At 67.9% G+C, this 23457-nt stretch carries 22 protein-coding genes; 10 read left to right on the forward strand and 12 right to left on the reverse strand.

The window, feature by feature from the left end:
• Positions 1-34 precede the first annotated feature (34 nt).
• From VFV19_08910 to VFV19_08925, 4 genes are all read right to left on the reverse strand, one after another.
• Positions 35-1372: a pyridoxal phosphate-dependent aminotransferase gene (locus tag VFV19_08910; GenBank protein ID HEX4824420.1), complete on the reverse strand. Its 1338-nt coding sequence runs from the start codon at positions 1370-1372 to the stop codon at positions 35-37.
• A 34-nt stretch (positions 1373-1406) separates the two neighbouring features.
• Positions 1407-1964 carry a hypothetical protein gene (locus VFV19_08915; protein ID HEX4824421.1) on the reverse strand — a complete coding sequence of 186 codons (558 nt, stop codon included), beginning with the start codon at positions 1962-1964 and terminating at the stop codon, positions 1407-1409.
• 24 nt (positions 1965-1988) lie between these two features.
• Positions 1989-2603 (reverse strand): DUF1579 domain-containing protein, encoded by a 615-nt coding sequence (locus tag VFV19_08920; protein HEX4824422.1) that lies wholly within the window; start codon positions 2601-2603, stop codon positions 1989-1991.
• A gap of 64 nt (positions 2604-2667) precedes the next feature.
• Entirely contained in the window at positions 2668-5139 is a 2472-nt protein-coding gene (locus VFV19_08925) for a DUF4388 domain-containing protein (GenBank protein ID HEX4824423.1), read from the reverse strand.
• A gap of 91 nt (positions 5140-5230) precedes the next feature.
• On the opposite strand from VFV19_08925, the gene VFV19_08930 reads away from it, so the two are divergent.
• From VFV19_08930 to VFV19_08945, 4 genes are read left to right on the forward strand one after another with little or no spacing between them, the layout of a single operon-like run.
• The gene (locus VFV19_08930) at positions 5231-6034 is read left to right on the forward strand and encodes a hypothetical protein (protein ID HEX4824424.1); all 804 of its coding nucleotides are present in this window, start codon (positions 5231-5233) and stop codon (positions 6032-6034) included.
• Complete coding sequence (locus VFV19_08935; protein ID HEX4824425.1) at positions 6031-7851, forward strand: fumarate reductase/succinate dehydrogenase flavoprotein subunit; 1821 nt, start codon at positions 6031-6033, stop codon at positions 7849-7851. The genes VFV19_08930 and VFV19_08935 overlap by 4 nt, the downstream gene beginning before the upstream one ends.
• Entirely contained in the window at positions 7848-8591 is a 744-nt protein-coding gene (locus tag VFV19_08940) for a succinate dehydrogenase/fumarate reductase iron-sulfur subunit (protein HEX4824426.1), read from the forward strand. The genes VFV19_08935 and VFV19_08940 overlap by 4 nt, the downstream gene beginning before the upstream one ends.
• Before the next feature lie 11 nt (positions 8592-8602).
• Positions 8603-9103: a hypothetical protein gene (locus tag VFV19_08945; GenBank protein ID HEX4824427.1), complete on the forward strand. Its 501-nt coding sequence runs from the start codon at positions 8603-8605 to the stop codon at positions 9101-9103.
• Between the two features lie 78 nt (positions 9104-9181).
• On the opposite strand, the gene VFV19_08950 is transcribed toward VFV19_08945, so the two are convergent.
• The 4 genes from VFV19_08950 to VFV19_08965 form a co-directional block, all read right to left on the reverse strand.
• Positions 9182-11029 carry a M56 family metallopeptidase gene (locus tag VFV19_08950; GenBank protein HEX4824428.1) on the reverse strand — a complete coding sequence of 616 codons (1848 nt, stop codon included), beginning with the start codon at positions 11027-11029 and terminating at the stop codon, positions 9182-9184.
• Positions 11026-11415: a BlaI/MecI/CopY family transcriptional regulator gene (locus tag VFV19_08955; protein ID HEX4824429.1), complete on the reverse strand. Its 390-nt coding sequence runs from the start codon at positions 11413-11415 to the stop codon at positions 11026-11028. The genes VFV19_08950 and VFV19_08955 overlap by 4 nt, the downstream gene beginning before the upstream one ends.
• Before the next feature lie 88 nt (positions 11416-11503).
• The gene (locus tag VFV19_08960; protein HEX4824430.1) at positions 11504-12997 is read right to left on the reverse strand and encodes a hypothetical protein; all 1494 of its coding nucleotides are present in this window, start codon (positions 12995-12997) and stop codon (positions 11504-11506) included.
• A gap of 96 nt (positions 12998-13093) precedes the next feature.
• Positions 13094-13513 (reverse strand): CoA-binding protein, encoded by a 420-nt coding sequence (locus tag VFV19_08965; GenBank protein HEX4824431.1) that lies wholly within the window; start codon positions 13511-13513, stop codon positions 13094-13096.
• Positions 13514-13574: 61 nt separating this feature from the next.
• Here VFV19_08965 and VFV19_08970 point away from each other — a divergent pair, with 61 nt between their 5' ends.
• Positions 13575-14372: a hypothetical protein gene (locus VFV19_08970; GenBank protein ID HEX4824432.1), complete on the forward strand. Its 798-nt coding sequence runs from the start codon at positions 13575-13577 to the stop codon at positions 14370-14372.
• Here VFV19_08970 and VFV19_08975 read toward each other — a convergent pair.
• Positions 14369-14653: a DUF5615 family PIN-like protein gene (locus VFV19_08975; GenBank protein HEX4824433.1), complete on the reverse strand. Its 285-nt coding sequence runs from the start codon at positions 14651-14653 to the stop codon at positions 14369-14371. The two genes, VFV19_08970 and VFV19_08975, sit on opposite strands and share 4 nt — an antisense overlap.
• Positions 14650-14859 carry a DUF433 domain-containing protein gene (locus tag VFV19_08980; protein ID HEX4824434.1) on the reverse strand — a complete coding sequence of 70 codons (210 nt, stop codon included), beginning with the start codon at positions 14857-14859 and terminating at the stop codon, positions 14650-14652. The genes VFV19_08975 and VFV19_08980 overlap by 4 nt, the downstream gene beginning before the upstream one ends.
• Positions 14860-14994: 135 nt before the next feature.
• On the opposite strand from VFV19_08980, the gene VFV19_08985 reads away from it, so the two are divergent.
• The 3 genes from VFV19_08985 to VFV19_08995 are packed head-to-tail and all read left to right on the forward strand — an operon-like array spanning position 14995 to position 18670.
• Entirely contained in the window at positions 14995-15732 is a 738-nt protein-coding gene (locus VFV19_08985) for an ATP-binding cassette domain-containing protein (GenBank protein ID HEX4824435.1), read from the forward strand.
• Positions 15729-17246: a hypothetical protein gene (locus tag VFV19_08990; protein HEX4824436.1), complete on the forward strand. Its 1518-nt coding sequence runs from the start codon at positions 15729-15731 to the stop codon at positions 17244-17246. The genes VFV19_08985 and VFV19_08990 overlap by 4 nt, the downstream gene beginning before the upstream one ends.
• Positions 17247-17278: 32 nt before the next feature.
• Positions 17279-18670, forward strand: a complete 1392-nt coding sequence (locus VFV19_08995; GenBank protein ID HEX4824437.1) for a M48 family metallopeptidase — start codon at positions 17279-17281, stop codon at positions 18668-18670.
• Positions 18671-18680: 10 nt separating this feature from the next.
• Here the strand turns inward: VFV19_08995 and VFV19_09000 are convergent, their stop codons facing one another.
• A complete protein-coding gene (locus VFV19_09000) occupies positions 18681-20054 on the reverse strand; it encodes an IgA Peptidase M64 (GenBank protein HEX4824438.1) in 1374 nt (457 codons plus the stop codon).
• 34 nt (positions 20055-20088) lie between these two features.
• On the opposite strand from VFV19_09000, the gene msrA reads away from it, so the two are divergent.
• On the forward strand, positions 20089-20745 hold the full coding sequence (gene msrA / locus VFV19_09005; protein ID HEX4824439.1) for a peptide-methionine (S)-S-oxide reductase MsrA: 657 nt from the start codon (positions 20089-20091) through the stop codon (positions 20743-20745).
• A 3-nt stretch (positions 20746-20748) separates the two neighbouring features.
• Here msrA and VFV19_09010 read toward each other — a convergent pair whose 3' ends face one another.
• On the reverse strand, positions 20749-21546 hold the full coding sequence (locus tag VFV19_09010; protein ID HEX4824440.1) for a hypothetical protein: 798 nt from the start codon (positions 21544-21546) through the stop codon (positions 20749-20751).
• 835 nt (positions 21547-22381) lie between these two features.
• On the opposite strand from VFV19_09010, the gene VFV19_09015 reads away from it, so the two are divergent.
• Positions 22382-23401 (forward strand): trypsin-like peptidase domain-containing protein, encoded by a 1020-nt coding sequence (locus VFV19_09015; protein HEX4824441.1) that lies wholly within the window; start codon positions 22382-22384, stop codon positions 23399-23401.
• The last annotated feature ends 56 nt before the right edge of the window (positions 23402-23457 follow it).

Below are 23457 nucleotides of genomic sequence, written 5' to 3' on the forward strand. Positions count from 1 at the left end.
CCAACCCGTCGACTACCGAATCGTAAGTGCAAGATCAGTTTCGTGAGACGGGATGATCCTCGTGGAAGGCGCGGACGCGCTCTTCCAGCGTGCCGAACAGCTCGGGCCCGGTCAACGACACGCAGGCCCGGAGGCCCTCACGGCGGCAGCTCCCGGTCGCGTCGAGCGAGATCGCGCTGACGCCGTAGTGGAGCAGCTCGAGGATGAGATCGACGCCGTCGTCGAACCCAGGATAGGAGATCGTGAAATAGAAGCCGTCCCCGAGCGGCTCGCCGCGGTCGTTGTCGTAGACGAGACGGAACCCGTTCCGGAGGAAGATCGCCTTCATCGCCTTCGCGCGCCGCGCGTACTCCCGGCCCGGCTCGAACAGCTCGCGGTGGCCGCCGTTCGCGGCGGCGAGGAGCGCCGCGAGACCGTACTGCGGCGTCTCGGGCACCGACGCGATCAACGGGTAGAGGATCCCGTGCATGAAGGCGTGGCGCACGAGCGAGCTGCCGAGGCGCTCCGGAAGATCGGGAAGCCGCCGCTCGGCGAGGGCCGGGTGGAGGAACGCGATCGCGATCCGCTGCCCGGCGTAGCTGAACATCTTCGAGCTGCTGACGACCGAGATCCCGTTCCTCGTGTGCTTCAGCACGGTCGCCTGATACGGCGGCTCGCCGGGCGTGAGGACGTCGCGGCGCAGGTCCATGCCGAAGTAGGCCAGGTCCTCGATCGCGAGCACGTCGTAGCGGTCGCAGAGGGCGCCGAGTCCGCGGAGCTCGTCGTCGTCGAGAACGACCCAGCTCGGATTGTTCGGGCTCGACCACAGAACGCCGCAGACGTCCCCCTCGCGCATTCGCTCCTCGACCGCCGCGAAGAGCTTCTCTCCGCGATGATCGTAGAAATCGATCGAGTGCGTCTTCAGACCGAGGAAGCGCGCCTGCTGACGGTTCACCGGGAAGCCCGGCTGCAACAGGATCAGCGTGCGGCGGCCTTTGTGCATGCGGTTCGCGAGCGCGAGAGCCGCGAAGGTGCCCAGCATCGCGCCGACGGCCGGAACGCAGCACGTCGGCGGGACGTCGACATCCATGAAGAGCTTCGCGAAGCGCGAGGCCTCCTGCTTGAGCTCCGGGATGCCGTCGAACGGCGCGTAGACGTTCCCGACGCGGCGGTTCTGGAGCGCATCGATCTCGGCGCGGATGGCGATCTCGCTCACCGGGAGGCCCGGGATGCCGAACTCCATCCGGATGAACGTGAGCCCGGAGTCGGCCTCGATGGCGTTCACGAGCCGGTTCATCTCGCGGATCGAGGCGTTTCGCACGTCGAACGGCTGCGCCGCGACGAGACGGGCGACAGACTCGCGGTGGAGTGGCACGGTCGTGCGTGTGCTCACGGGATCTGTCAGAAGAAAAAGGGGACTGTCCCCATTAACCCTTCGGCCAGAGCCAGCAGAAGATCATCGCGGTGACGATCGCGTAGATGAGGCTGTCGATGAGCGCGCGGATCGTGGTGCCCCAGGGCTGGCCCCTCCAGATCGTATCGACGAAATTGCCGTAGCCGTAGGCGACGAACGCGACGGCGCCGGTGATCTGCAGGATCTGCCGCGGCGCCGCTGCGACGCTCAGCGTGTGCCGCGCGATGTAGGCTGCGGTGAAGCTGGCGAGCAGGCAGAAGCCGACCCAGAGCGCCATGTGCTTGGCCATGTCGCTGCCGTTCGGGAAGACGGTCACGATCGCCACGGGGCCCTTCTTGAACTTCTCCTGCATCGCGGGCTCTTTCATCTGCTTGTTGTCGACGCAGTAGGGGGTCATGTACTGACCCGGTGCGAGCGACCCCTTTCCCAGCGCGTCACGGACCGCCTCTTCGTTGGGGAGCTGCTTCACGTCGGCCTTGTGGTACTTGAGCACCATGTGGACGAGGAAGCTCGCGAAGAACACGGCCACTGTCGACACCACCACCGGCAACCAAAGCGTCCCGAACGGCATCGTCGCTCCTCCTCCCGAAAGGGATCACGCCCTGACGTAGTCCACCCGCATCGTGCGGTAGCGCTTTCCGTTGGGGGCCTTGGTCCACATCTCGTAGGCGTGATGATCGCGATCCTGGATCGTGATGATGCAGTCGAAGAGGACCGTCTTGCCCGACGGCTCGATCGCCTCGGCGGCGAACGTCAGCTTCTGGTCGCTGGGCTTGCCGGTGCCGACGCTGTTCATGAGGCCGGTGCCGAAGGTGTCCATCCACGTGCCGACGTAGCGCTTGCTCGGGTTGTCGTACCCGGTGTACCCGATTCCCTCGAACGGCATGCCCATCGCCAGCCCGCGATAAACCTGGCGGAGGTAGCGCCCGCCGAGGACGAGCTCGTTCTCGGAGGTGCCGCCGTGCTTCTGCGCCGGCGCTCCCGGTGCCATGACGAACTCGGTCACGGCGCTCCACTTGCCGACCATCGGCGCCAGGCGCTGATGGCCTTCGGCGGGTGTGGACGCGGCCTGCCACTGCGCCATCATCTCGGCTTCGCTCATCGGCTTCTTCGCCGCGCGCTTCTTGGCGGCGGGCCTCCTGGGGGCGGACTTCTTCGCGGCTTTCAGGGACTTCTTGATCGCCTTCTTCGCGTGCTTTTTCTTGGCCATGGCTCGATCTCCCGTGGAATGACGGCGGGAGTATGAGGGCGACGCGAGGAGTTGGGAAGGGGTCTCAGGCGCGGGGACGGAGAGCGCGGGACTCGACCCAGTACGCATAGAGGCGGCGCACGCGGTACGGATCGGCCTTGACCTCCTTCTCGCAGAGGTCGGCGGGGGTGCCCGCGGCCGCGCGGTCCCACACGGCGGTCGCCAGCTCGCCGTCGTTCTCGTCGGGGTGGCGGATGGCCGGGATTCCCGCGGGCTCGTAGCGCACCCCGTCGGCGGCAAAGGCGCGCGCCTGCTGGTACTCGTCGTGACGCCGCGCCCCTTCGAGGAGGACCGACATGGCGTCGAGCGCAGTATCGGACGAGACTTCGCGATCGTCCGCGACCGCGCGAAACGCGAAGCTCCCCGGGAACGGCTTCTCCATGAAGGTGTAGATCGCCTCGGCGCCGGCCAGCGTGCCGTGGTCCGCGCGGGTGATCTTCCCCTTCGTGAGCACGATCGCTCCCTGGCGCGCCTGCTGCGTGTCGAAGAGGACCAGCTCGCCGGACGAGCCCGAGCCGGCGAGCGTCTGCATGAGGTTCGGCAGGCCGAACAGCTCGAGGTCGCCGGTCAGAGCGTCGGGCGTGACGCGCGCCTTCGGCTCGAGCTTGGCCAGGACACTTCGGGCCTGTTCGCCGAGCGCGTGGTTCTTGAACTTCTCCGCGATCCCCTGGAGCACGGCGCGGACTTCTTGCGCCGGCGTTCCGGCGATCGCGTTCATCATGCACGCCAGATCGTGGTGCCCCTTCTTCGGCACGAACCCGAGGACCTTGGCCGGCGCCAGGTCGCGGATCGCTTTCAGGAGCACGGCGAGCTGCTCGGGATCGACCGTGAGGTCGAGGCGCGAGAGGTGCTCGAAGCGGGTGAGCGCGTCGCCCAAGGCCGGCGCCCGGTTGCACGCGTGGGACGCGATCGCGCGGATCGCGCGCGGCGAGCCGTGCCGCGCCAGCGCCGCGCAGATGCGGTCCGCCAGCTCCCAGCTGTCCCTCGATCCGCCTCGGGAGATCATCTCCGCCTCGAGCGAGCGCAGGCGGTCGATGAGGGCCATCTCGGCATCGCTGTGGCGGACCTGGCCGAGCGCCATCACCGCCTCCTTCGCGGAGATCGGAGGCTCGAGCGGGTCGACCATCGCCGTCAGGAGGGCCAGCTCCTCTTCGAGGCGCTCGTGGGCGGTCCGCGGAATACGCCGCAGGAGGAAGGCCAGGTTGCGACGGTAGAAGCCGTCGGGATCAGGCATCTCGTGGCGCATGACCGACGCGAGGCGAGAGAGGATCGCGTCGCGGCAGATCGGACCGTGGACTTCGAGGAGCGTCAGGATCAGCTTCCGCTTCTCGCGCCGGATCTCGCCGTCCAGGTGCGACAGAAGCATGTCCGGGCGGAGCGACGGGAAGAACTCGAGCACCTTGCGCAGCAGCCCGTGCTTCGTGGGCACGTCCGCGAGCCGGCGCAGCAGATCTTCCGAGATCGCCGTCTCCGCCTGTTGAAACACCTGCGCAACGATCTCGGGATCGGGACGGCGCTCGGTGATGAGGCGCTTCGCGACCTCGAGAATCGAGACCGCCTGCGCGAGGCGCCCCTCGTTGAGCTGCTCGATGGCGGCGTAGATCATCTCGCCCCACCGCTTCGCTCGCTCCTGAGCGTCGGGGGCGAGCGCGACGATCCGGTCCATCGCCTTCAGCTGCCGGCCGGCACGCGGATCGACGTCGCCCTTCCCTTCCTCGCCGATCGTGCCCCAGCCCGGAAGGCTCCAGCCGAGGGCGCGGAAGACCTGACCCATCGGGGTCGCGACCCCTTCCTTCTTGATGCGCTCGAGATGCTGGGCGAGATCTTCGTTGGTCTTCGACTCGAGCGCGGCCGTCGAGAGGATCTGCGCGAGGAGCGCGGCCTCGGGGCCTTCCTTCGGAGCCTCCTTCGCCTTCGGGTCGTGAAGCTTCGCCAACCCGTCGAGGAGCATCCCCAGAGCGCGCGCGCCGCGGTCGATCGAGTCGGCGTCGGGTTTCGCTTGCGCCACTTCCTTCGGGCTTTGCTGCTGCGCCGCCGGTGCTGCGGCACCGCCCTCGGGAGCGGGACCGCCGCCCAGGCCGGCCTCCCGGTGGAGGAACTCCGCGCGGGAGGAGAGCACGGTCGTCGTCTCGCCAAGGTGGCTCAGGCGCAGCCGCAGCTCGTCGCGCTGCCCGGCAGGGCACACCTGCACGAGGAGACGGCTCACCTCGTGGATGGAGCGCATCATCGTGGCGCGGCGGACCAGCTCGAGCTCGGAGAGGAGCGACAGCTTCTTGAGGGCGTGGTAGATGAGATCGGCGCTCGTGACCCGCTCGCCGGGCTTGTGGTGCTGCGCCTGGACCCAGTGGGCGATGATCTTCGCCGTGATCTCCGGCGGGTGCGGCATGAGCTGCTCGAAGTACTCGACCGCCATCATCGGGGCGATCTCGTCGGAGAGGTAGCGCTGCAGCTCGTCGGCCGCCTGTCGGACACCGGTGTCTTGGTTCGCCCCGGACATGGTTTTACTCCGGTAGAAATGTTGGTTCCCCAACGCCTCGGGGCAAGGCGGGGCGTCCCGGCCAGCCTTTCTCCGGGGTATCCTCCGCGTCATGGCGCAAACGACACCCCTCGTCCAACGTGGATTCGGCGCCACTTCGCGCCGCGACCGCTGGTGGATCCAGCCCCTCGTGGTCTTCCTCGGCCTCTCGACGTTCGTGGTCTACTCGACCTGGGCGGCGTTCCAGGGGAAGCACTACACTTTCGGCCCCTACCTCTCGCCGTTCTACTCGCCGGAGATCTTCGGCGACTCGCCGCACGCGTGGTTCGGACCGAAGCCGGCCATCTGGCCGGCGTGGCTCCCGTTCTCGCCGGCGTTCCTCATCCTGTGGGCGCCCGCGGGGTTCCGGCTGACCTGTTACTACTACCGCGGCGCTTACTACAAGGCGTTCTGGGCCGACCCGCCGTCGTGCGCAGTCTCCGAGCCGCGGAAGAGCTACCGCGGCGAGGCCTCGTTCCCGCTCATCATGATGAACATCCACCGCTTCTTCCTGCGCCTCGCCGAGCCGATCCTCCTCATCCTCGCGTGGGACGTCTGGAAGGCGCTCTGGTTCCCCGATCCCGCGACCGGCGGCACGCATTTCGGGATCGGGCTCGGCACCCTCATCCTCGCCACGAACGTGACCCTCCTCGGGATGTACACGCTCGGCTGCCATTCGCTCCGGCATCTCATCGGCGGGCGTAAGGACGAGCTCTCGAAGTCGGCGGCGCTGCGGGGCACCGCCTACCGCTGCGTCGGCTGCCTGAACAGCCGGCACATGCTCTACGCGTGGTGCAGCCTCGTCTCCGTCGGATTCTCCGACCTCTACGTGCGCCTCTGCTCGATGGGCGTTTGGAGCGACTGGAGGATCCTGTGAGCGCCGAGATCCGGACGATCGGGTGCGACGTCCTGGTCGTCGGCGCCGGCGGCGCCGGTCTCCGGGCCGCGATCGAAGCGTCGGCTGCGGGGGCGAAGGTCGCGGTCGTCTCGAAGTCGCTCCTCGGCAAGGCGCACACCGTCATGGCCGAAGGCGGGATCGCCGCGGCGCTGGCCAACGTCGACGACCGCGATTCGTGGCGCGTCCACTTCGCCGACACGATGCGGGGCGGCGGCTACGTCAACCAGCCGCGCATGGCCGAGCTGCACGCCAAGGAAGCGCCGGCGCGCGTGCGCGAGCTCGAGGCGTGGGGCGCCCTCTTCGACCGCACCGCCGACGGCCGGATCCTCCAGCGCAACTTCGGCGGCCATAGGTACCCGCGCCTCGCTCACGTCGGCGACCGCACGGGACTCGAGATGATTCGCACGCTCCAGGATCACGGCATCCACGCCGGGATCGACTTCTACATGGAGCGCACCGTGACCGCGCTCTTGAAGGACGGCCCTCGGATCGCGGGCGCGTTCACCTACGAGCGCGAGCGTGGACGGTTCGCCGTCTTCCACGCCAAGGCCGTCATCCTCGCGACCGGCGGCATCGGGCGCGCCTACTCGATCACGAGCAACAGCTGGGAGTACACCGGGGACGGGCACAGCCTCGCCTACGAGGCGGGGGCCGATCTCGCGGACATCGAGTTCGTGCAGTTCCACCCCACGGGCATGGTCTGGCCGCTCTCGGTGCGCGGCATCCTCGTCACCGAGGGCGTCCGCGGCGAAGGGGGCGTGCTCCGCAATCGCGAGGGCAAGCGGTTCATGTTCGACCAGATCCCCGAGTTGTACGCCGCGCAGACGGCGACCACCGAAGAAGAGGGCTGGCGTTACTGCCAGGGGGACAAGTCCGCGCGGCGCCCGCCGGAGCTCCTGACGCGCGACCACGTGTCGCGCTGCATCATGCGCGAGATCCGCGAAGGCCGGGGGAGCCCGCACGGCGGCGTGTTCCTCGACATCGCATGGATCAAGGAACGTGTGAAGGACGGCGAGGCCCACATCAAGAGGAAGCTCCCGAGCATGTACCACCAGTTCAAGGAGCTGGCCGGGATCGACATCACGAAGGAGCCGATGGAGGTCGGGCCGACGACGCACTACATCATGGGCGGCGTCCGGGTCGATCCCGACTCGCAGATGTCGAGCGTGCCGGGACTCTTCGCGGCCGGCGAGTCGGCCGCGGGTCTGCACGGAGCGAACCGGCTCGGCGGAAACTCCCTCTCCGATCTGCTCGTCTTCGGGCAGCGCGCCGGCGCCGCCGCCGCGAGATTCGCGCACGACAGCGGTGCGCCGAAGCTCGACGCGGCTCAGGTCGCCGCCGCGGAGCGTGAGGCGCTCGCGCCGTTCGCGGGCGCTCCGGACGCCGGCGAAGGGCCGTACGCGATCCAGCGCGAGCTGCAAGAGACGATGCAGGATCTCGTCGGCATCATGAGGCGCGAGGACGAGATGCGCCGCGCCCTCGAGGCGATCGCGCGCCTGAAGGCGCGTGCCGCGGCGGTGCGGGTCACCGGCAACCGCGAGTACAACCCGGGCTGGCATACGGCGCTCGACCTCCGCCACCTCCTGACCGTCTCGGAAGCGATCGCGCGCGCGGCGATCGAGCGCAAGGAGAGCCGCGGCGCGCAGTTTCGTGACGACTACCCGGAGAAGAGCCCCGAGCTCGGCAAGGTCACAATGGTCGTGCGGAAGCAGGGCGGCGGCGAGATGACCGTGGCGCGCGAGTCCCTTCCCGAGCCGACGCCGGAGCAGCGCGCCATCATCGAGGAGATGAAGTGAACCCAGAGCGGACGTTCGAGATCTGGCGCGGCGACCGGCAGGGCGGGGCGTTCCAGACCTACCGCACCGAGGTCGCGCCCGGAATGGTGGTGCTCGACGCGGTGCATGCCGTGCAAGCCGAGTCCGCGAACGATCTCGCCGTGCGGTGGAACTGCAAGGCGGGGAAGTGCGGGTCGTGCTCGGCCGAGATCAACGGCAAGCCGCGGCTCATGTGCATGACGCGCCTCTCCGATCTTCCCGACGATCCGGTGCGGATCGAGCCGATGAAGGCGTTCCCGCTGATCCGCGACCTCGTCACCGACGTGTCGTCGAACTACGAGGCGAAGAAGAAGATCGAGCCGTTCAAGCCGCGGCCCGCCGACGCCCCCGACGGCACGTGGCGCATGGCGCAATCCGACGTCGACCGGGTCCAGGAGTTCCGGAAGTGCATCGAGTGCTTCCTCTGCCAGGACGTCTGCCACGTCCTGCGCGAGCACGCGCTCCACGACAAGTTCATCGGCCCGCGCAACCTCGTCCACGTGGCCGCGCTCGAGATGCACCCGCTCGACGTCGCCGACCGGCTGCCGAAGCTGCGCGACGAGCACGGCGCCGGCTACTGCAACATCACGAAGTGCTGCACGAAGGTCTGCCCCGAGGGGATCACGATCACGGACAACGCGATCATCCCGCTCAAGGAGCGGATCGTCGATCGTTACTACGATCCGCTCCGGACGTTCATGCGCATCGTCGGTATCGATTGAGCGAGGTGGCCATGTTCGAGCTGAAACGCCTGCACAAGGACGCCGTTCCGGCCGCTCTCGCCAAGGCCGAACGCTATCGCCTCCTGAACGAGGCCCGCGAGGCGGAGAGCATCTGCCGCGACGTGCTCGCGGCCGAGCCCGGCAACGCGGCGGCGACGATCCTGCTCATCCTCGCCCTCACCGACCAGTTCATCCACCGGCTCGCCGAAACGTGGGCTGAGGCGACGGCACTCGTGGGAACGCTCCAGGACCCGCACACGCACGCGTACTACGACGGCATCTGTCACGAGCGCCGCGCCAAGGCGCTGCTCAAGAGCGGCCGCGCCGGCGCGCGGCAAGGCGCCTACGCCGATTTCCGTTACGCGATGGCGCGCTTCGAGGAGGCCGCGGCGACGGCTCCGGCCGGTGACGACAGCGCGCTCCTGCGCTGGAACACCTGCGCGCGCATCCTGAACGCGAGCCCCGAGATCAAGCCCGACACGGAGAGCGGCGTTCCTTCGATGCTCGAGTAGGCACGAACAAAGAGGGGACAGCTTCCGAAACTCTGTTCTCCGAGTTTCGGAAGCTGTCCCCTCTTTGTTTGTTGTCCCCTACTGGATCTTGGCGGCGCGTCCGCTCTCCAATGCGCGTTCGAGGATCTCGGTGAGGCGGCGCTGCGCGTCGGAGCCCTCCAGCCTCATCTTCTCGCCGAGCGCGCCTTGCCGCGCGCCGAGCTCGGCCTGTTGCTCGCTGAGGGCCCGCATCTGAGCGTTCAGCTCGTTCATGCGTGCCGAGAGCGCATTCATCTTGGCTTGAACCTCCGCATCGCGGCCCGACGCCGCCATCTCGTCGGCGAGCTTCGCCTGAATCTGCGCGAGCTGCGCTTGCTTTTCGCCGATTGCCGCCTGCTTGTCGCCGATCGCGGACTGGACGTCGCCGACACTGGACTGCTCGGTTCCCACCAGGTTCTGTGCGCGGAACGTCTCGCGGGCTTCGACGACGGTGCCGCGATCGCGCACGACATAGCTCTGCCCGTCGACACGGAACCAGATGATGTCGTCGCCCTTGCCGCGCGCATGCTCAGCCTCTTGGATGTCGCGAATGTCGCCGCACATCGTGTGCGAATCGCCGTCCGTGATGACGAAGGCGCTGTCCCGTGACTTGCCGAGATCGAGACAGCGTTCGAAAGCCGCAGGAGCGGGAGCGGGAGGCGGCGCCGGTGCCTCGGGCGCGTCCGGCACCTCGATCGACCCGGAAGCGGGGGGCGGCGGCGGCGGAGGCGGAGACGTTGCCGATCGCTTGTAGACCGTCGTCGCACGTGGGGCCGGAAGGGGAGCCGCCACCGGCGTGGGTGATGGCGTGCCGGAAGCCGGGGGCGGCGCCGCGGCCCGCGCGAGGGGAGCCCGCATCGCAGGAGCCGCAGCGGGCGCGGGCAGGGCAGCCGGGGTGGGCTCCGTCGCGGCGGTCGCAGGCGCGGCTGGCGCTTCGGGCGCCGGGGTGTCGCGCGCGACGAGCCGCACCGGCACGAACCCGGCGGCCGCGAGAGCGATCAAGATCCAGACGACGCGTGCGTGGAGCGGCTTCCGGTTCGCCGTGCGTTCGATCATCTCGAGCCTCCTTCGGAGCATGGAGCGGGGGGAGAGAGCCGCGGTCGACGCGTGCCGGCCGGTGGCGAGACGCAAGAGGAGCGTTCCGTACGTGAAGGCGTCGGCACCGCCGTGCGTCACAACGGCGTCGTCGCACGCCGCTTCCCGGGCGACGGCGTACTCGCGCTCGATCCACCATGCGAGCGGGTGGAAGAAGAAGACCCGCCGCGCCGCCGCGGGCACGATGCCGAGCCAGAGATCCCGCCGGGCCACGTGGGCCAGCTCGTGCTCGAGGACCATCTCGAGCTCCGCCGCGTCGAGGCGCGCGACCGCCGTCTCGGGGAGGAGGATCGAGGGTGCGACGAGCCCCGTCACGAGAGGGCCCGGTAGTCCGGGCACGAGAAGGACCTCGGGCGTGCGCGCCAGCCCCAGCTTGCGGGCCGCGCGCTCGCTCTGAGCGAGGAGAGCCGGATCGCGGAGCGGACGGCCCGATCGCCTGAGGCGGCGCGCGCGGATCGCCCCGGCCGACGATCCTGCGGCGAACAGGAGGAGCCCCGCGGCCCAGAGGCCCAGGAGCCAACGCTCGGGTGACGGTTTGGGCCGAGCCGCGGGCGAGGCGGGAGCGACGGTCGTCAGCCGTGCCGCGCTCTCGGTCGCGTGCTCGAGCCGGACCGGCGGCGGGAGCAGCGGCAGCTCGAGCGGCTGCACGGGCGCCAACGCGAACAGGAGCTTCGCCGCGGCGAGCCACCAGAGCGCAGCACGATGCCGTGCGGGGAGCGAGGGCACGAGCCTGCAGATCAGCGCGACGAAGAGAACGACGAAGGTCCCCTCGATCGATGCCCGCAGCAGGCGGTCGACGACGACGGCGCTCACGGCTTCCGCTCCTTGCGCTTCGATCGCAGGCGGCCGACGAGCTGCTCGAGCTCTCTGAGCTCGTGATCCGAGACGGCCTCGCGCTCGGCGAGATAAGCGACGAACGGGGAGAGGGAGCCGCCGAGCGCGCGCTCGACGAAACGCCCGACGAGACCGCTCAGCACGTCTTCGCCGCCCCGCGGGTGGTAGCGATAGACGCCGTCCTCCCGGCGGCGCGTCAGATAACCCTTCCGCCGCAGGCGTTCCATCATCGTGAGGACCGTCGATCGCGCGAGGCCGCGCGGCTCGCCGTAGCGGCCGTGAAGCTCGCCGACGGAGCCGGGGCCCCGCTCGAGCAGGTCCTTGAGGATCCTGAGCTCTTGCTCGCCGACCGGCAGCTTCGTCATGCGTGATCCCGTTCGACTACAAGTGTAGTCAATGTGATCGTACGCCTGACGACAATTGTCGTCAAGCGGCCCGCGAAAAAATTTCGGGTCAGGGGCAGGTCGCGGCGACCGTCCGCGGGGTACCGAAGCTGTTCGCGCCGAGGCCTTTTTCCACCCCGCCCGTCTTGTAGGCGACGAGATAGAAGAATCCCTGCGCTGCCGCCGGAACGTCGGTGTCGAGGAAGCTCGTGTCGGTGATGACCGGGTCACGGGAGTTCTGGCAGGTGCCGTAGCCGCCGTCGGGGAGATGGTCGGCATTCGCGTCGACCAGGTTCGTGAGCGGGCCGCGGTAGACGTCGTACTGGGTCGCCCCGGCGACGGTGTCCCAGGTCAGCGTCTGCTTGTCGGCGGCGAAACGGTCCGTCGTCTCGGCAGCGGCGTTGGCGTTGCAATCGACGTTGAGGAGGTTGCTCTGCGGATAGCTGGCGGAGTTGCCGGCCAGATCGGTCAGGGTGGTCGACGAGGTCCACGACCCGCTCGTGGAATAGCGCGGGATGACGACGCCGCACTGGAACGTGCCGCTGTTGCGCGTCCCCGAGACGGGAGCCGTCGCGGTGCACGTTTGAGACTGCGTGACGAAGCTCGCCGGCGGGACGAACGCCGAGATGCTGAGCGTGCAGCTCGCGGTATCGACGCCGGCGAGGGAGTCCGCGACGGCGATCGTGCAGGTCACCGTGTTCGGGCCGGAGCCGGTGCTGATCGCGGTCGGCGCAAAGCCGAAATTCGTGAGCGAAGGCGCGGTGATGTCTTCGGGAGACGAGTTCACGGTCAGACTCGCCGCCGGCATGTAGGCCGACGTCGGGACGTTCCCCGCCATGTCGATCGCGAGGACCGAGGGCGTCCACGACCCCGCATCGGCGTAGCGCGGGATCGTGAGCGTGCAGGAGAAGGTTCCGCTGTTCCGCGATCCCGACGACGGGGCGACGGAGACGCAAGAGACCGTCTGGCTACTGTTGGGTGCGGCGAGCTGGCATTGGGCGATGTTGACGCCCGACTTCGCGTCGGTCAGTCCCATGTTGCACGTCGTCGTCTGCGACGAGCCGGAGACGGTGACGGTCGCCGGCATGAGGGTGAACGTCGAGAGCGCCGGGGCCACCGTGTCGGGGTCGGAGGTCACGGTCAGCATCGAGGAGAAGCCGGACATCGCGGGGTTGATGCTCGCCGAGTTGCCGACCGCATCGATCGGCGTGACCGACGCGGTCCAGACCCCGGAGGGCGAGTAGCGCGGCACGATCACCGTGCACGACCAGGTCCCGCTCGTCACCGTCCCCGACGACGGAGTGGTCGCGGTGCAGCTCGCGCGATGGACGAAGTCGGGGGCGGTGAACGCGCAGGTCGCGCTCGCCGTTCCCGCGGGCGAGTCGGTGAGCGTCATGCTGCACATCACCGATTGCGACGCGAGCGTCGTGTCGATCGACGCCGGCGAGAACGTGAACGCGGTGAGCGCCGGCGGCGTGGTGTCGCACTGCGCGAGTGCGCGGGCGGAAACTGCCGAAGCGAACGAGACGGCGAGCGCGACGCGAGCGATTCCCCGGTGTCTCATGGATGTCCCTCCCCGAAACGCGTGCCACGAGTATCCGGCGAATCGGGGGATGCCGCCATCGCATGATCGTGCGAATCGGCGAAATTCAGGCCCGGTTCAGGTCGCGACCCGCCGGGCCTCGACCATGACGCAGGCGTCGTGCACGGTCCGGAACGGGGCGGCCGCCGCCGCGGCGAGCACCTCGGCGTCGAAGCTCCCGGGCTGCAGCCAGACGAGGCCGATCCCCGCCGCCTCCGCGTCCCGGAGGATCGTCAGCGTCACGTCGGGGGGCGTCACGACGTCGACGAGATCCACGGGCGCGGGCACGTCGGCGAGGGTCCGGTACACGCGCCTGCCGGCGATCGCCGTCTCGTGGAGGTTGACGGGGAGGACGTCGTACCCGCGCGCGGCGAGATCGTTGAGGATGATGTTCCCGTACTTCCGCGGGTCGTTGCTCGCGCCGACGACCGCGATGCGCGTCTTCTTGTCGCGGAGAAGCGCGCGAGCGTCCTCGAGTGCGTTCGCGGTTCTCGTCATGTCTCCATGGTAGCGCCTCCGCCCGGGTCACAAATCCGGGTCTTTCCCCTACACTGGCGGCATGAAGCCCATGCGTACCGTCCTGGTGATCCCCGCGCTGCTCGCCGCCGGCGCCGTTCTTGCTGCGGCGTCGCGGCCGATCACGCTCGCCTACAAGCTCCCGAAGAAGGGGTCGCTCGTGCGACCCGCGGTCCCGCCGTCGCTCCTCGCGGGGCCCGTGCACGTCGAGGTGGTCGATGCCCGCGGCGGCGACGATCCGGCGGCCGTCGGCGAGCAGAGGGAGAAGGAGGACGTCGTCTACGTCTGGCGCGCGAAGAACGCCGTGCCCGCCGCAGTCGGCGGATTCGTGACGACGATCCTCAAGGCGTGGGGCGTCGCCGCCGGAGAAGGCGGGGTCACGGTCGCGATCAAGCTCGAGCGCTACTGGGTCGAGGAGACGTCGGCGACGTTCGGTTCGAAATACCAGGCCGACGTGCGCCTGAGCCTCTCGCTCGTCGGACCCTCGGGCGAGACGTCGTGGACACACCCTGGTGCGGGGAAGGCCGGCTACACGGCCGTGGACGGCCGCGAGAGCACGTGCAACGAGCTTCTGGGCACGGCGCTTTACCAGGCGATGACCGAAGCGCTCGGCACGACCGACGAGCCCGCCGCGGCCGCGGCCGCGGCTGTACCGAAGCCGATGGAGCCGCAAGCGATGTTCGACGAGCTCGTCCGCTTGAAGAACGGCGGCGTCGGCGAGGACGTGCTCGCCGCCTACGCGAAGCAGCGCCGTCTCTCGCGCCCGCTCAGCGTCGACGAGATCCTGGCGTGGAAGAACGCCGGCATCCCGGACGCCGTCATCAAGCTCGCGTCGCCCTAGAGCAGGACGTCGCCGAGCGCCGGCGCCCAGATCTCGGGATCGTCGGTGGCGACGACGAGGATGTCGGGCCGGCGATCGAGCGGGAACCGGGCGATGTCGCCAAAGCCGGCGTGGCCGGTGAGGAGCGTCAGTCCCAGCCGCTGCGCGAAGGCGCAGACCTCGTCATCCGACAATCCGCGCGGGCGCTCGTCGCGGAGATCGACCACGAACGCGCCGCGGTCGCGCAGCCGCTCGACGCAGGACCGGGGCACGTCCTCGTCGACGAGCAGGCGCGGGCTCATGCGCGCTCCGACGCGATGCGGCGAGCGACCCAGAGGAGAGCGGCGCGAACGTCCCCGATGTCGATGCCGTACTCCTTCGCGACGTCCGCCTCGGCCATCCCGGCGGCCAGGCGCGCGAAGAGCACGTCCAGCGGGACCCGTGTGCCGCGGATCCGCGGGCGGCCGAATCCGACTCGATCGTCGATCTCGATGCGCTCGTCCTCCATGCAGACCCCGAACTCAAGGGACGTGCCAGAGCGCCGGCCTGAAAAAGTGGCAAGCCGCGCAAGACGCGTCACGAGGATCTCCGCGTGCGGAGAGCGGCACTCCAGGTTTCGAGAGTCGCGTATGCTCCCGCCGCCATGCTGTCGCTTTCCGTCCAGGACCTACGAAAGGACTACCCGCGAAGGCCCAGGGCGCTCGACGGGCTCTCGCTCGAGCTCGGCCCGGGGATCCTCGGCCTGCTCGGCCCGAACGGAGCCGGCAAGTCCACGCTCATGAGGATTGTCGCGACCGTTGCCAAGCCGACCGCCGGGCGCGTGACCTGGAACGGGATCGACGTGGTCGCGACGCCGAACGCCGTGCGCGAGGTGCTCGGCTACCTCCCACAGGACTTCGGCGTCTACCCGAACCTGAACGCGGTCGAGTTCCTCGAGTACCTGGCGGCGGTCCGCGGCCTCGACGCAAAGCGCGCGCGCAAGCGGATCGACGAGCTTCTCGTGCTCGTCAACCTCGTCGAGGCCGGGAAGCGGCCCCTCGGCGGCTATTCCGGAGGGATGCGCCAGCGCGTCGGCATCGCGCAGGCGCTCCTCACAGATCCCAAGCTGCTCATCGTCGATGAGCCGACGGTCGGCCTCGATCCCGAAGAGCGCGTCCGGTTCCGCGATCTTCTCGGCGAGATGGCCGGCGAGCGGATCGTCATCCTCTCGACGCACATCGTGTCGGATGTCGAGGCGATCGCGTCCGACATCGCGATCGTCGGCGCCGGCCGCCTGCTCGCGCGCGGGTCACCCGCGGAGCTGGCCGCCCGCGCGGGAGCACCGTCGGTCGAGGAGGCCTACCTCCGATTCGTCAAGGCGGCGCGGGAAACGCCGGCGTGATCGCGCCGCGCGCCCTGCTCGCGATCGCGCGCGCCGACGCGCTCGAGCGCATCCGGCGCTACTCCTTCCTCGTCACTCTCGCCGCGAGCGCCTGGATCGGCTGGCTCGTCGTCGAAGGTCAGGTGACGATGCGCGTGGGCGACTACGCCGGCGAGGTCAACGGCGCGTGGGCGGCGGCGCTCGTCGCGGCGACCGTCTCGGTGATCGTCTCGCTCGTTGGGTTCTGGATCGTGAAGAACGCGGTCCAGCGCGACCGCGACACCCGCGTGGGCGAGATCCTCGCCGCAACGCCGCTCACGAAGAGCGCCTACACGCTGGGCAAGTGCCTCTCGAACTTCGCCGTCCTCGCGACGATCGTCGTCGTGCTCGCCGCGGCGGCGCCGGTCCTCGTGTGGATGCACGGAGGGAAGGTCGAGCTGCTCCCCATGGTCGGCCCGTTCGTTCTCATCGCGCTGCCTGCGATGGCGGTCATCGCCGCGCTTGCCGTTCTGTTCGAGACGATCGGCCCGCTCTCCGGCGGGCTGGGAAACGTGCTCTGGTTCTTCGCGTGGTCCGCATTGTTCACCGTCCCGATGGTGACGCACTCGCGCCAGGCCGACATGAGCGGTCTCGTAACGATCCAGGAGAGCATGGGCGAGGCTGCGCGCGCCGCGCATCCCGACTATCGCGAAGGGTTCACCTTCTCGATCGGCCCCTCGCTCGAGGACCCCGCGCGAGGCACCTTCGTCTGGAACGGCCTCGCGTGGTCGCCGTCGCTCGTCGTGTCACGCCTCGCGTGGTTCGGCATCGCCGCACTCCTCGCGCTCGCGGCCGCCGTGCCTTTCGATCGCTTCGGCGGCGACGGCACGAGGCTCCTCCAGGCGAAACCGCGGAGCGCAGAAGGAACGCGCGGCATCGCCCTCCGGCTTCCTGCCTTCCTGCCTCCGGTCTACGCCGGCGAGCTGAAGCTCATGTTGAGCGGCCGCAGGATCTGGTGGTGGGCCGTCTTCGTCGGTCTGGCGGCGGCGTGCACGTTCGCTCCGTCCGCCTTCGCCCGCGGCAAGCTGTTGCCGTTCGCCTGGCTGTGGCCGGTTCTCGTCTGGTCGTCGATGGGGGCGCGCGAGGCGAAAGACGCAACCGAGGAGCTCGTGTTCGTCGCGCCACGGCCTCTCCTGCGTCAGCTCCCCTCGGTCTACGCCGCCGGCGTGACGGTCGCGATCGTCGCGTCGGGGGGGCTCGCCGTGCGCATCCTCGCGAGCGGGAACCTGGCGGCGTTCGGCGCGTGGCTCGTGGGCGCGCTGTTCATTCCCGCCCTCGCTCTGGCCTGCGGAACCTGGAGCGGCGGATCGAAGCTCTTCGAGGCGCTCTACGTCGTCTTCTGGTACGTCGGCCCGCTGCAGCCCGTCCCGGCGCTCGATTTCATGGGAGTGTCGGATTTGACGGTTTCCGCGGGGATTCCCGCACGCTTCGCCGCGGCGACGGCGATCCTGCTGGCCGCCGCCGTGGCCGGCCGCAGGTGGCGTTTGTCGAGGTAGAATCGCTGCGGGTCTTCCACGGGAGTCGAGTCATGAAAAACGTCGCGCGCGTCTCCATCGTGGTCTTCGTGTCCCTGTTCGCGTTCGTTTCCGCAAGGTCGAGCGGCGAAGTCTGGCGCTATCCCGAGAAGGAGGTCCCCGCGACGGGGCCCGCCCTCGTCGAAATCGGCCAGCCCGGCCGCGACAAGGCGCCACGTCTCGACGTCGTCGTCAAGGACGACAAGGGTCAGCCGGTCGCCGGCATGGCGATCAACGTCTTCCCCTACCTCGGCAAGAACGAGCCGAAGCACGTGGCCACGGCCACCGACGCCTCGGGCGGCATCGTCGTGCGTGGGATCGACATGAAGGGGCTGGACGCGGTCCGTCTCGCGTTCATCTGGGAAGCGGGCGTGAAGACGATCCGCGTGCGCGTCGAGCCGTCGAAGAAAGGCTGGGCCGTCGTCGCCGCACCTTACAAGCGCGTCGAAGACGGCAAGGACGAAGGCTCGTGCATGAACCTCTTCTCGATCAAGCCCGAGGGCGGAGGCAGCTTCCAGCTCACGTTCAAACGTCCGCCGTCGATCGCATGGTGCGAAGACATCGTCTATGGCTCGAAGAAGCACGAGCAGGTCCTCTCGCACATCAACGAGATCGGCAAGCGCGACGTCAACAAGGGCGACAAGAACATGTACAACGCCGACGACGAGGCGAAGATGGGCCTCGAGGCGTCGAACCAGTTCGACCAGAAGCTTCCCGCGATCACCGACCCCGACATCGTCGGCTACGTCACGCAGCTCGCGCTGAAGATCGTCGCCTCCTCCGACCAGCCGAACTTGAAACCGACCGTGCGCGTGGTGAACACGCAGGACGTCAACGCGTTCGTGACCGCGGGCGGTCACATCTTCGTCTTCAGCGGCTTGATCGCGGTCGCGCAGAACGAATCGCAGCTCGCGGGGGTGATCGCGCACGAAACGTCGCACGCGATCGCGCGCCATGTCACCGAGGGTGCGACGCGCAACCAGTTCGCGCAGACCGGCGCGCAGGTCGGCTCGGCGGTGTTGGGCGGTCTCCTCAAGCTGGGCAACACGACCCAGGGACTCCTCAACGAAGGGGCGACGCAATCGGCGGGGCTGGTCACCCTCCATTTCGACCGCGCCTCCGAGACCGAGGCCGATCTCCTGGGCTCGCAGTACCTCTGGAAGGGCGGCTGGGACCCGGAGGCGATCGCGCACTTCTTCGAGATGTTCGCGAAGATGTCGAAGGGGTCGTCGACGCCGGAGTTCCTCTCGACCCACCCGACCGATGCGAAGCGCGTGCAGAACGGCATCACCTGGGCGCGAGCCTTCCTGCCGGCGAAGGAGAAGTACCTCGTCGACACCGCGGAGTTCCAGGCGTGCAAGGCGAAGGTGCAGAAGCTTCCGAAGCCGCCGAAGCCGACGTCGTAAATGTTCCCACTTACTTCGAATACATGTCGATGACGCGCTCGATCGCCTTGCGACACACCTTGCAGAAGCCGACCTCGTCGCGCGTGTACATGATGCAGTCGGTCTGCGGCCGGTACAGGCCCTTCGCCTGATACGAGGCGCCTTCGAAGGCGCCGACCTTCCCCGAGTACTTCATTCCGCCGAGCATCGGCGTATCCGACTTCTGCTGCTCGCGGAAGAGCGCGTCGAATTCGGACTCGGGGGCGGCGCGCTTGATCAGCGCGAGCCGGCGGTCGAGGAACTCCTTCGCAACCTTCTCCCACGCGTCCTTGTCCCAAGGCGTCGGGAGCGGGGTCGAGGTCAGGGCGAGATCGCCCCACTTGAGGTGCGCCGGGTCGCGAAGCGCCGTGATGTTCGGCTCCCACGGCTCGGGCGCGTCGGCGGGAAACGCGGTGAACACGCCGGGCGACATGTAGTACTCGTCGGCCAGGCCCGCGAAGTGATGGCCGAACTCGTGGACGAACACGTACTCGGCGAACGCCGTGTCGACGCTCGCGGTCGCCTCGAAGTTGTAGATGCCGCCGCCGCCGTACTGCTTTTCGTTCGCGAGGATCTCGATGAACTCGTACGGCGCCTCGGAGAGCACGTCGCGCAGCGTACGGTTGTCATAGGTCAACATATATCGCTCGGACTCGAAGATGTAGTACTCGGCCGACACCGCGGTGCGCCGGAACTTGCCGACGTGCGGACGGTTCACTCCGCTCGTCGCGGCGGGAAGATCGATTGCGCGCACGTTGAAGTCGCTCCTCCGCGACTTGAACGGCTCGGTCGCGAACAGCTTGTCGGTGAGGCGCTTCACGTCCGCGTGGAACTTCGGCATCTCGGCCGCCGTGTACCCCTCGCCGAGGATGAGGAGATCGACCTTTTCCGTCGGCGGCCCGTTCTCGAAGACGGTCCATACCTTGCCCGCCGGCGCGACATCGGCCGCGTTCACGGCGGGAGACGACGGATCGACGCGCGTCGTCCAGATCTCGCGGAACAAGTTGTCCTTGCCCCGCTTCTTGAGGACGACCTGCACCGGCGCCTTCGGCCACGGGAAGCGCAGCGATTCGTGGAAGGTGCGCGTCCCGATCTTCGCCTCCGCCGTATCTTCCCACTCGCCGTAAAGCGACGCGAAGCCGCGCGAGTAGATCGTCTGGTTCGTTTGCGGATCGACGACCTCGAAGTAGTACGTGCCCAGGTTCAAGTCGTCCAGGAGGTGCGTCGTGCTTCCGGCCCACGGGCCGTCCGAGACGACGCGGTCGAGCGCGACGATCTCATGGCCGTGATCGCCGGTGTGGAAGTAGTCGAGCCGCATGGTTTTCGGCGTGAACACGAGTGAAAACGCGAGCGCGAGGATGAGCATGGGCGGAGTTTATCGCGTGCGTTATCGTAGAGACATGATCTTCTCGAAGTCCGACAAGACCCGCACGATCGACGCCACGGAAGCGCTTCCCGGCCGTACGCGACGCCTGTTCCCGGTCGCCGCGCAGCACGCAGTTCTCGGCTCGCCGATGGAGCCGCCGTTTCCCGCCGGCGCCGAGACGGCCCAGTTCGCCCTCGGCTGCTTCTGGGGCGCCGAGCGGAAGTTCTGGCAGGCGCCCGGCGTGATCTCGACGCAGGTCGGCTACGCCGGTGGATTCACGCCGAACCCTTACTACGAAGAAGTCTGCACCGGAAAGACAGGGCACGCGGAAGTCGTCCGCGTCGTCTTCGACCCGGCGAAGACGTCCTATGACGCGCTCCTCAAGCTCTTCTGGGAGAGCCACGACCCGACGCAGGGGATGCGCCAGGGGAACGACGTCGGGACGCAGTACAGGTCGGCGATCTACACGTACGGAGGCGCACAGGCGCAAGCCGCCGGGGCATCACGCGACGCGTATCAGAAGAGCTTGGCCGCGCAGGGCTACGGCGACATCACGACCGAGATCCGCGAGGCGCCGGAGTTCTGGTACGGCGAGGACTATCACCAGCAGTACCTGCACAAGAACCCGAACGGATACTGTGGCCTGGGCGGCACCGGTGTGAGCTGCCCGATCGGTCTCCCCGCTCGCTAGCCGCTAGAAGATCTCTCCGATCACGAACCGGGCGCCGCGGATGCCGTCGCCGAAGCGATAGCTGAGGCCAAGCTTCGGCATCGTCAGCTTCCACCACGCGAGCTTCGGGTTGTTCCCGAACGAGAAACCGATCTCGGTCTGCTCGTCGACGCCGGGTGTCGCTGCGGGTGCTCCGTAGGTGACGGCGACACCTCCGCCCTCGGGTTGCTTCTTCTGGATGAAGCGCGAGTACGTGATGAACATTCCGAAATCCCAGCGCGAGCGACCGGATGACCAAGGCAAATCGTGGCGGAACTCGAGGCCGACCTTCCCCTCGCCGTACCAATCGCTGAGTGCATTGCCGGACCCCGCCGCTCCCGCCCAGAGAATCTCCTGATCGGCGCGCGCGTTCCAACCGCCCACCGGAAACGACTGGATGCTGCGCAATCCCGTGTCGTAGACCCACACGAGCTGGTCACCGGAGAAATCTTTCGCCGCGCCCACATCCGCGTGCGGGTAGAGGATCCATGGATCCTGCACCCGCACCGGGAACTCGACGCCCGGAAGGAGGCTCGCCGTGCCGACCTGCGACGGGAACTCGCCTTCCAACACATCCTGTGTCTCGTAGTCGTAGAAGCCGAACGTGAGCGGCACGCCGAACGTCGCGCCCCACACGCGATCCTCAGTCAGCTCACGGATGTTGAAGTCGATCGGAATCCGGTAGATCTGGACGACGCGTCCCTCGATGTTGTAGATCCCGGATCCCGCCTGCGTCGCGAACGCGAACGAAACGCCGGTGTCCTCGGCAGCCCAGGTCGACATGGACATTCCGATGATTGCCAACGCGAGCAGAAATGGGGACATTCTGCTTTTTCCTACAACTCCTCCGACTCGCCGCATGGTCGCCGATCATAGTAGAGTTGGCGAAGGTCCCGCCTTCTCGTCAGGTTTGAGCATGCCCCGCACAGCTCGCGCTTCCGTTGCCGATGTCTGCTACCACGTACTCTCTCGCGGCAACGCTCGGCAAACCGTCTTTCATGACGCTCGAGACTTCGATGAGTTCACGACCCTCATCGCTCAAGCGAGCGCTCGTCATCCGGTCGATACGCTCGCATGGTGTCTCATGCCAAACCACTTCCACTTCGTCCTCAGACCGCGAATGGATGACGCGCTCAGTCGGTGGATGCAGTGGCTGCTTACATCCCATGTTCGGCGCTACCAGCGGCGATACTCTTCGACCGGGCGGGTTTGGCAAGGACGCTATAAGGCATTTCCGATTCAAAAGGACGATCACTTGCTCGCCGTCTTGCGCTACGTCGAGCGTAACCCCGTGCGTGCATCGCTCGCTGCATCATCCATGCAATGGAAATGGTCGAGTGCCGGACATCGAGACGCCGCGGCCGGGACACCGGAAATCAGCGGTCGAGTCCTGTCGACTTCGCCGGTCGAGCTGCCAACGCCTTGGACGCGATGGGTGGACTCACCGCTGCATGATTCAGAGCTGTCCCGCATCCGCGAATGCGCCGCGCGCGACCGGCCTTACGGCACTCACGCTTGGATCTTGGGGACCGCAGAACGGTTGGGATTGCAGTCCTCGCTGCGCGGTCGCGGGCGTCCGCCGCGTAGAATGTGAGGCAGAATGAGGCAGGGGGCGTCGATGAAATCGTGGGCAAAAGGAATGGTCTTGGCTCTTGTCCTGCTATCACGTTCGGCGCGCGCCGACTCACTCTCCGAGGTCTTCAAGAGAGTCTCCAACAGCGTCGTCGAGATTCACGCCACCGAGCGAACGGCGAGCGGAGCCGGGCTTGTGGGCACCGACGACGAGGAGATCGGTTCCGGAGTGCTCATCGAGCCGGACCGCGTCTTGACGGCGGCCCACGTCGTTCAGGTCGCGACGCGCATTGTCGTCGACGTCGCGGGCGAATCGTTGCGCGCGCAGGTGGTCGCGTCGGAGACAGGCCCCGATCTCGCCGTGTTGAAGCTTGAGCGCGCGCCGATGAAGGCGTCGGTCGCGAAGCTCGGAGACTCGAGCGCCGTTCAAGTCGGCGACGAAGTGTTCATCGTCGGCGCGCCGCTCGGGATGAGCAAGACCCTCTCGGTTGGCCATATCAGCGGCCGACGCGCCGCGAAGGGTTTGCTTGGCGGCATGCTCGGCGCGGAGCTATTCCAGACAGACGCTTCGATCAATCCAGGAAACTCCGGCGGCCCGATGTTCGACATGAACGGCAACGTCATTGGCGTCGTCAGCCACATCATCTTTCAGGAAGCAGGTGCCGGCGGGCTCGGCTTCGTCGTCACCTCGAATCTTGCGAAGGAGCTGGTGCTATCCGGCCAGACATTCTGGTCCGGGATGGAGGGGGTCACCCTCGAAGGGGACATGGCGAGGATCTTCCAGCTTCCGCAGCCCCGAGGCATTCTCGTGCAGCGCATCGCCGAGGGCTCTCCTGCGGCGAGGCTTGGGCTCCTGCCTGGCAACAAGAAGGCGATGATCGGCGACGCGACGTTCCTCGTCGGCGGCGACGTGATCCTCGCCGTGCAAGGCATCGACGTCTCGGATGACGATGCCGGACAGAAGATCCGTGAGGCGCTCTCGAAACACGATCCGAGTGCGTCGCTGTCGGTCGTCGTGCTGCGTGGTGGAAGACGCATCGAGCTCGAGCTTCGTGCGTCTCGCTGACTGAGCTCTCACCGTCAGGGCCTAAAGGTTCTGAAACAAAAAGCAGAATGTCCCCA

Source organism: Candidatus Polarisedimenticolaceae bacterium (genome assembly GCA_036275915.1).
GTDB lineage: Bacteria > Acidobacteriota > Polarisedimenticolia > Polarisedimenticolales > DASRJG01 > DASRJG01.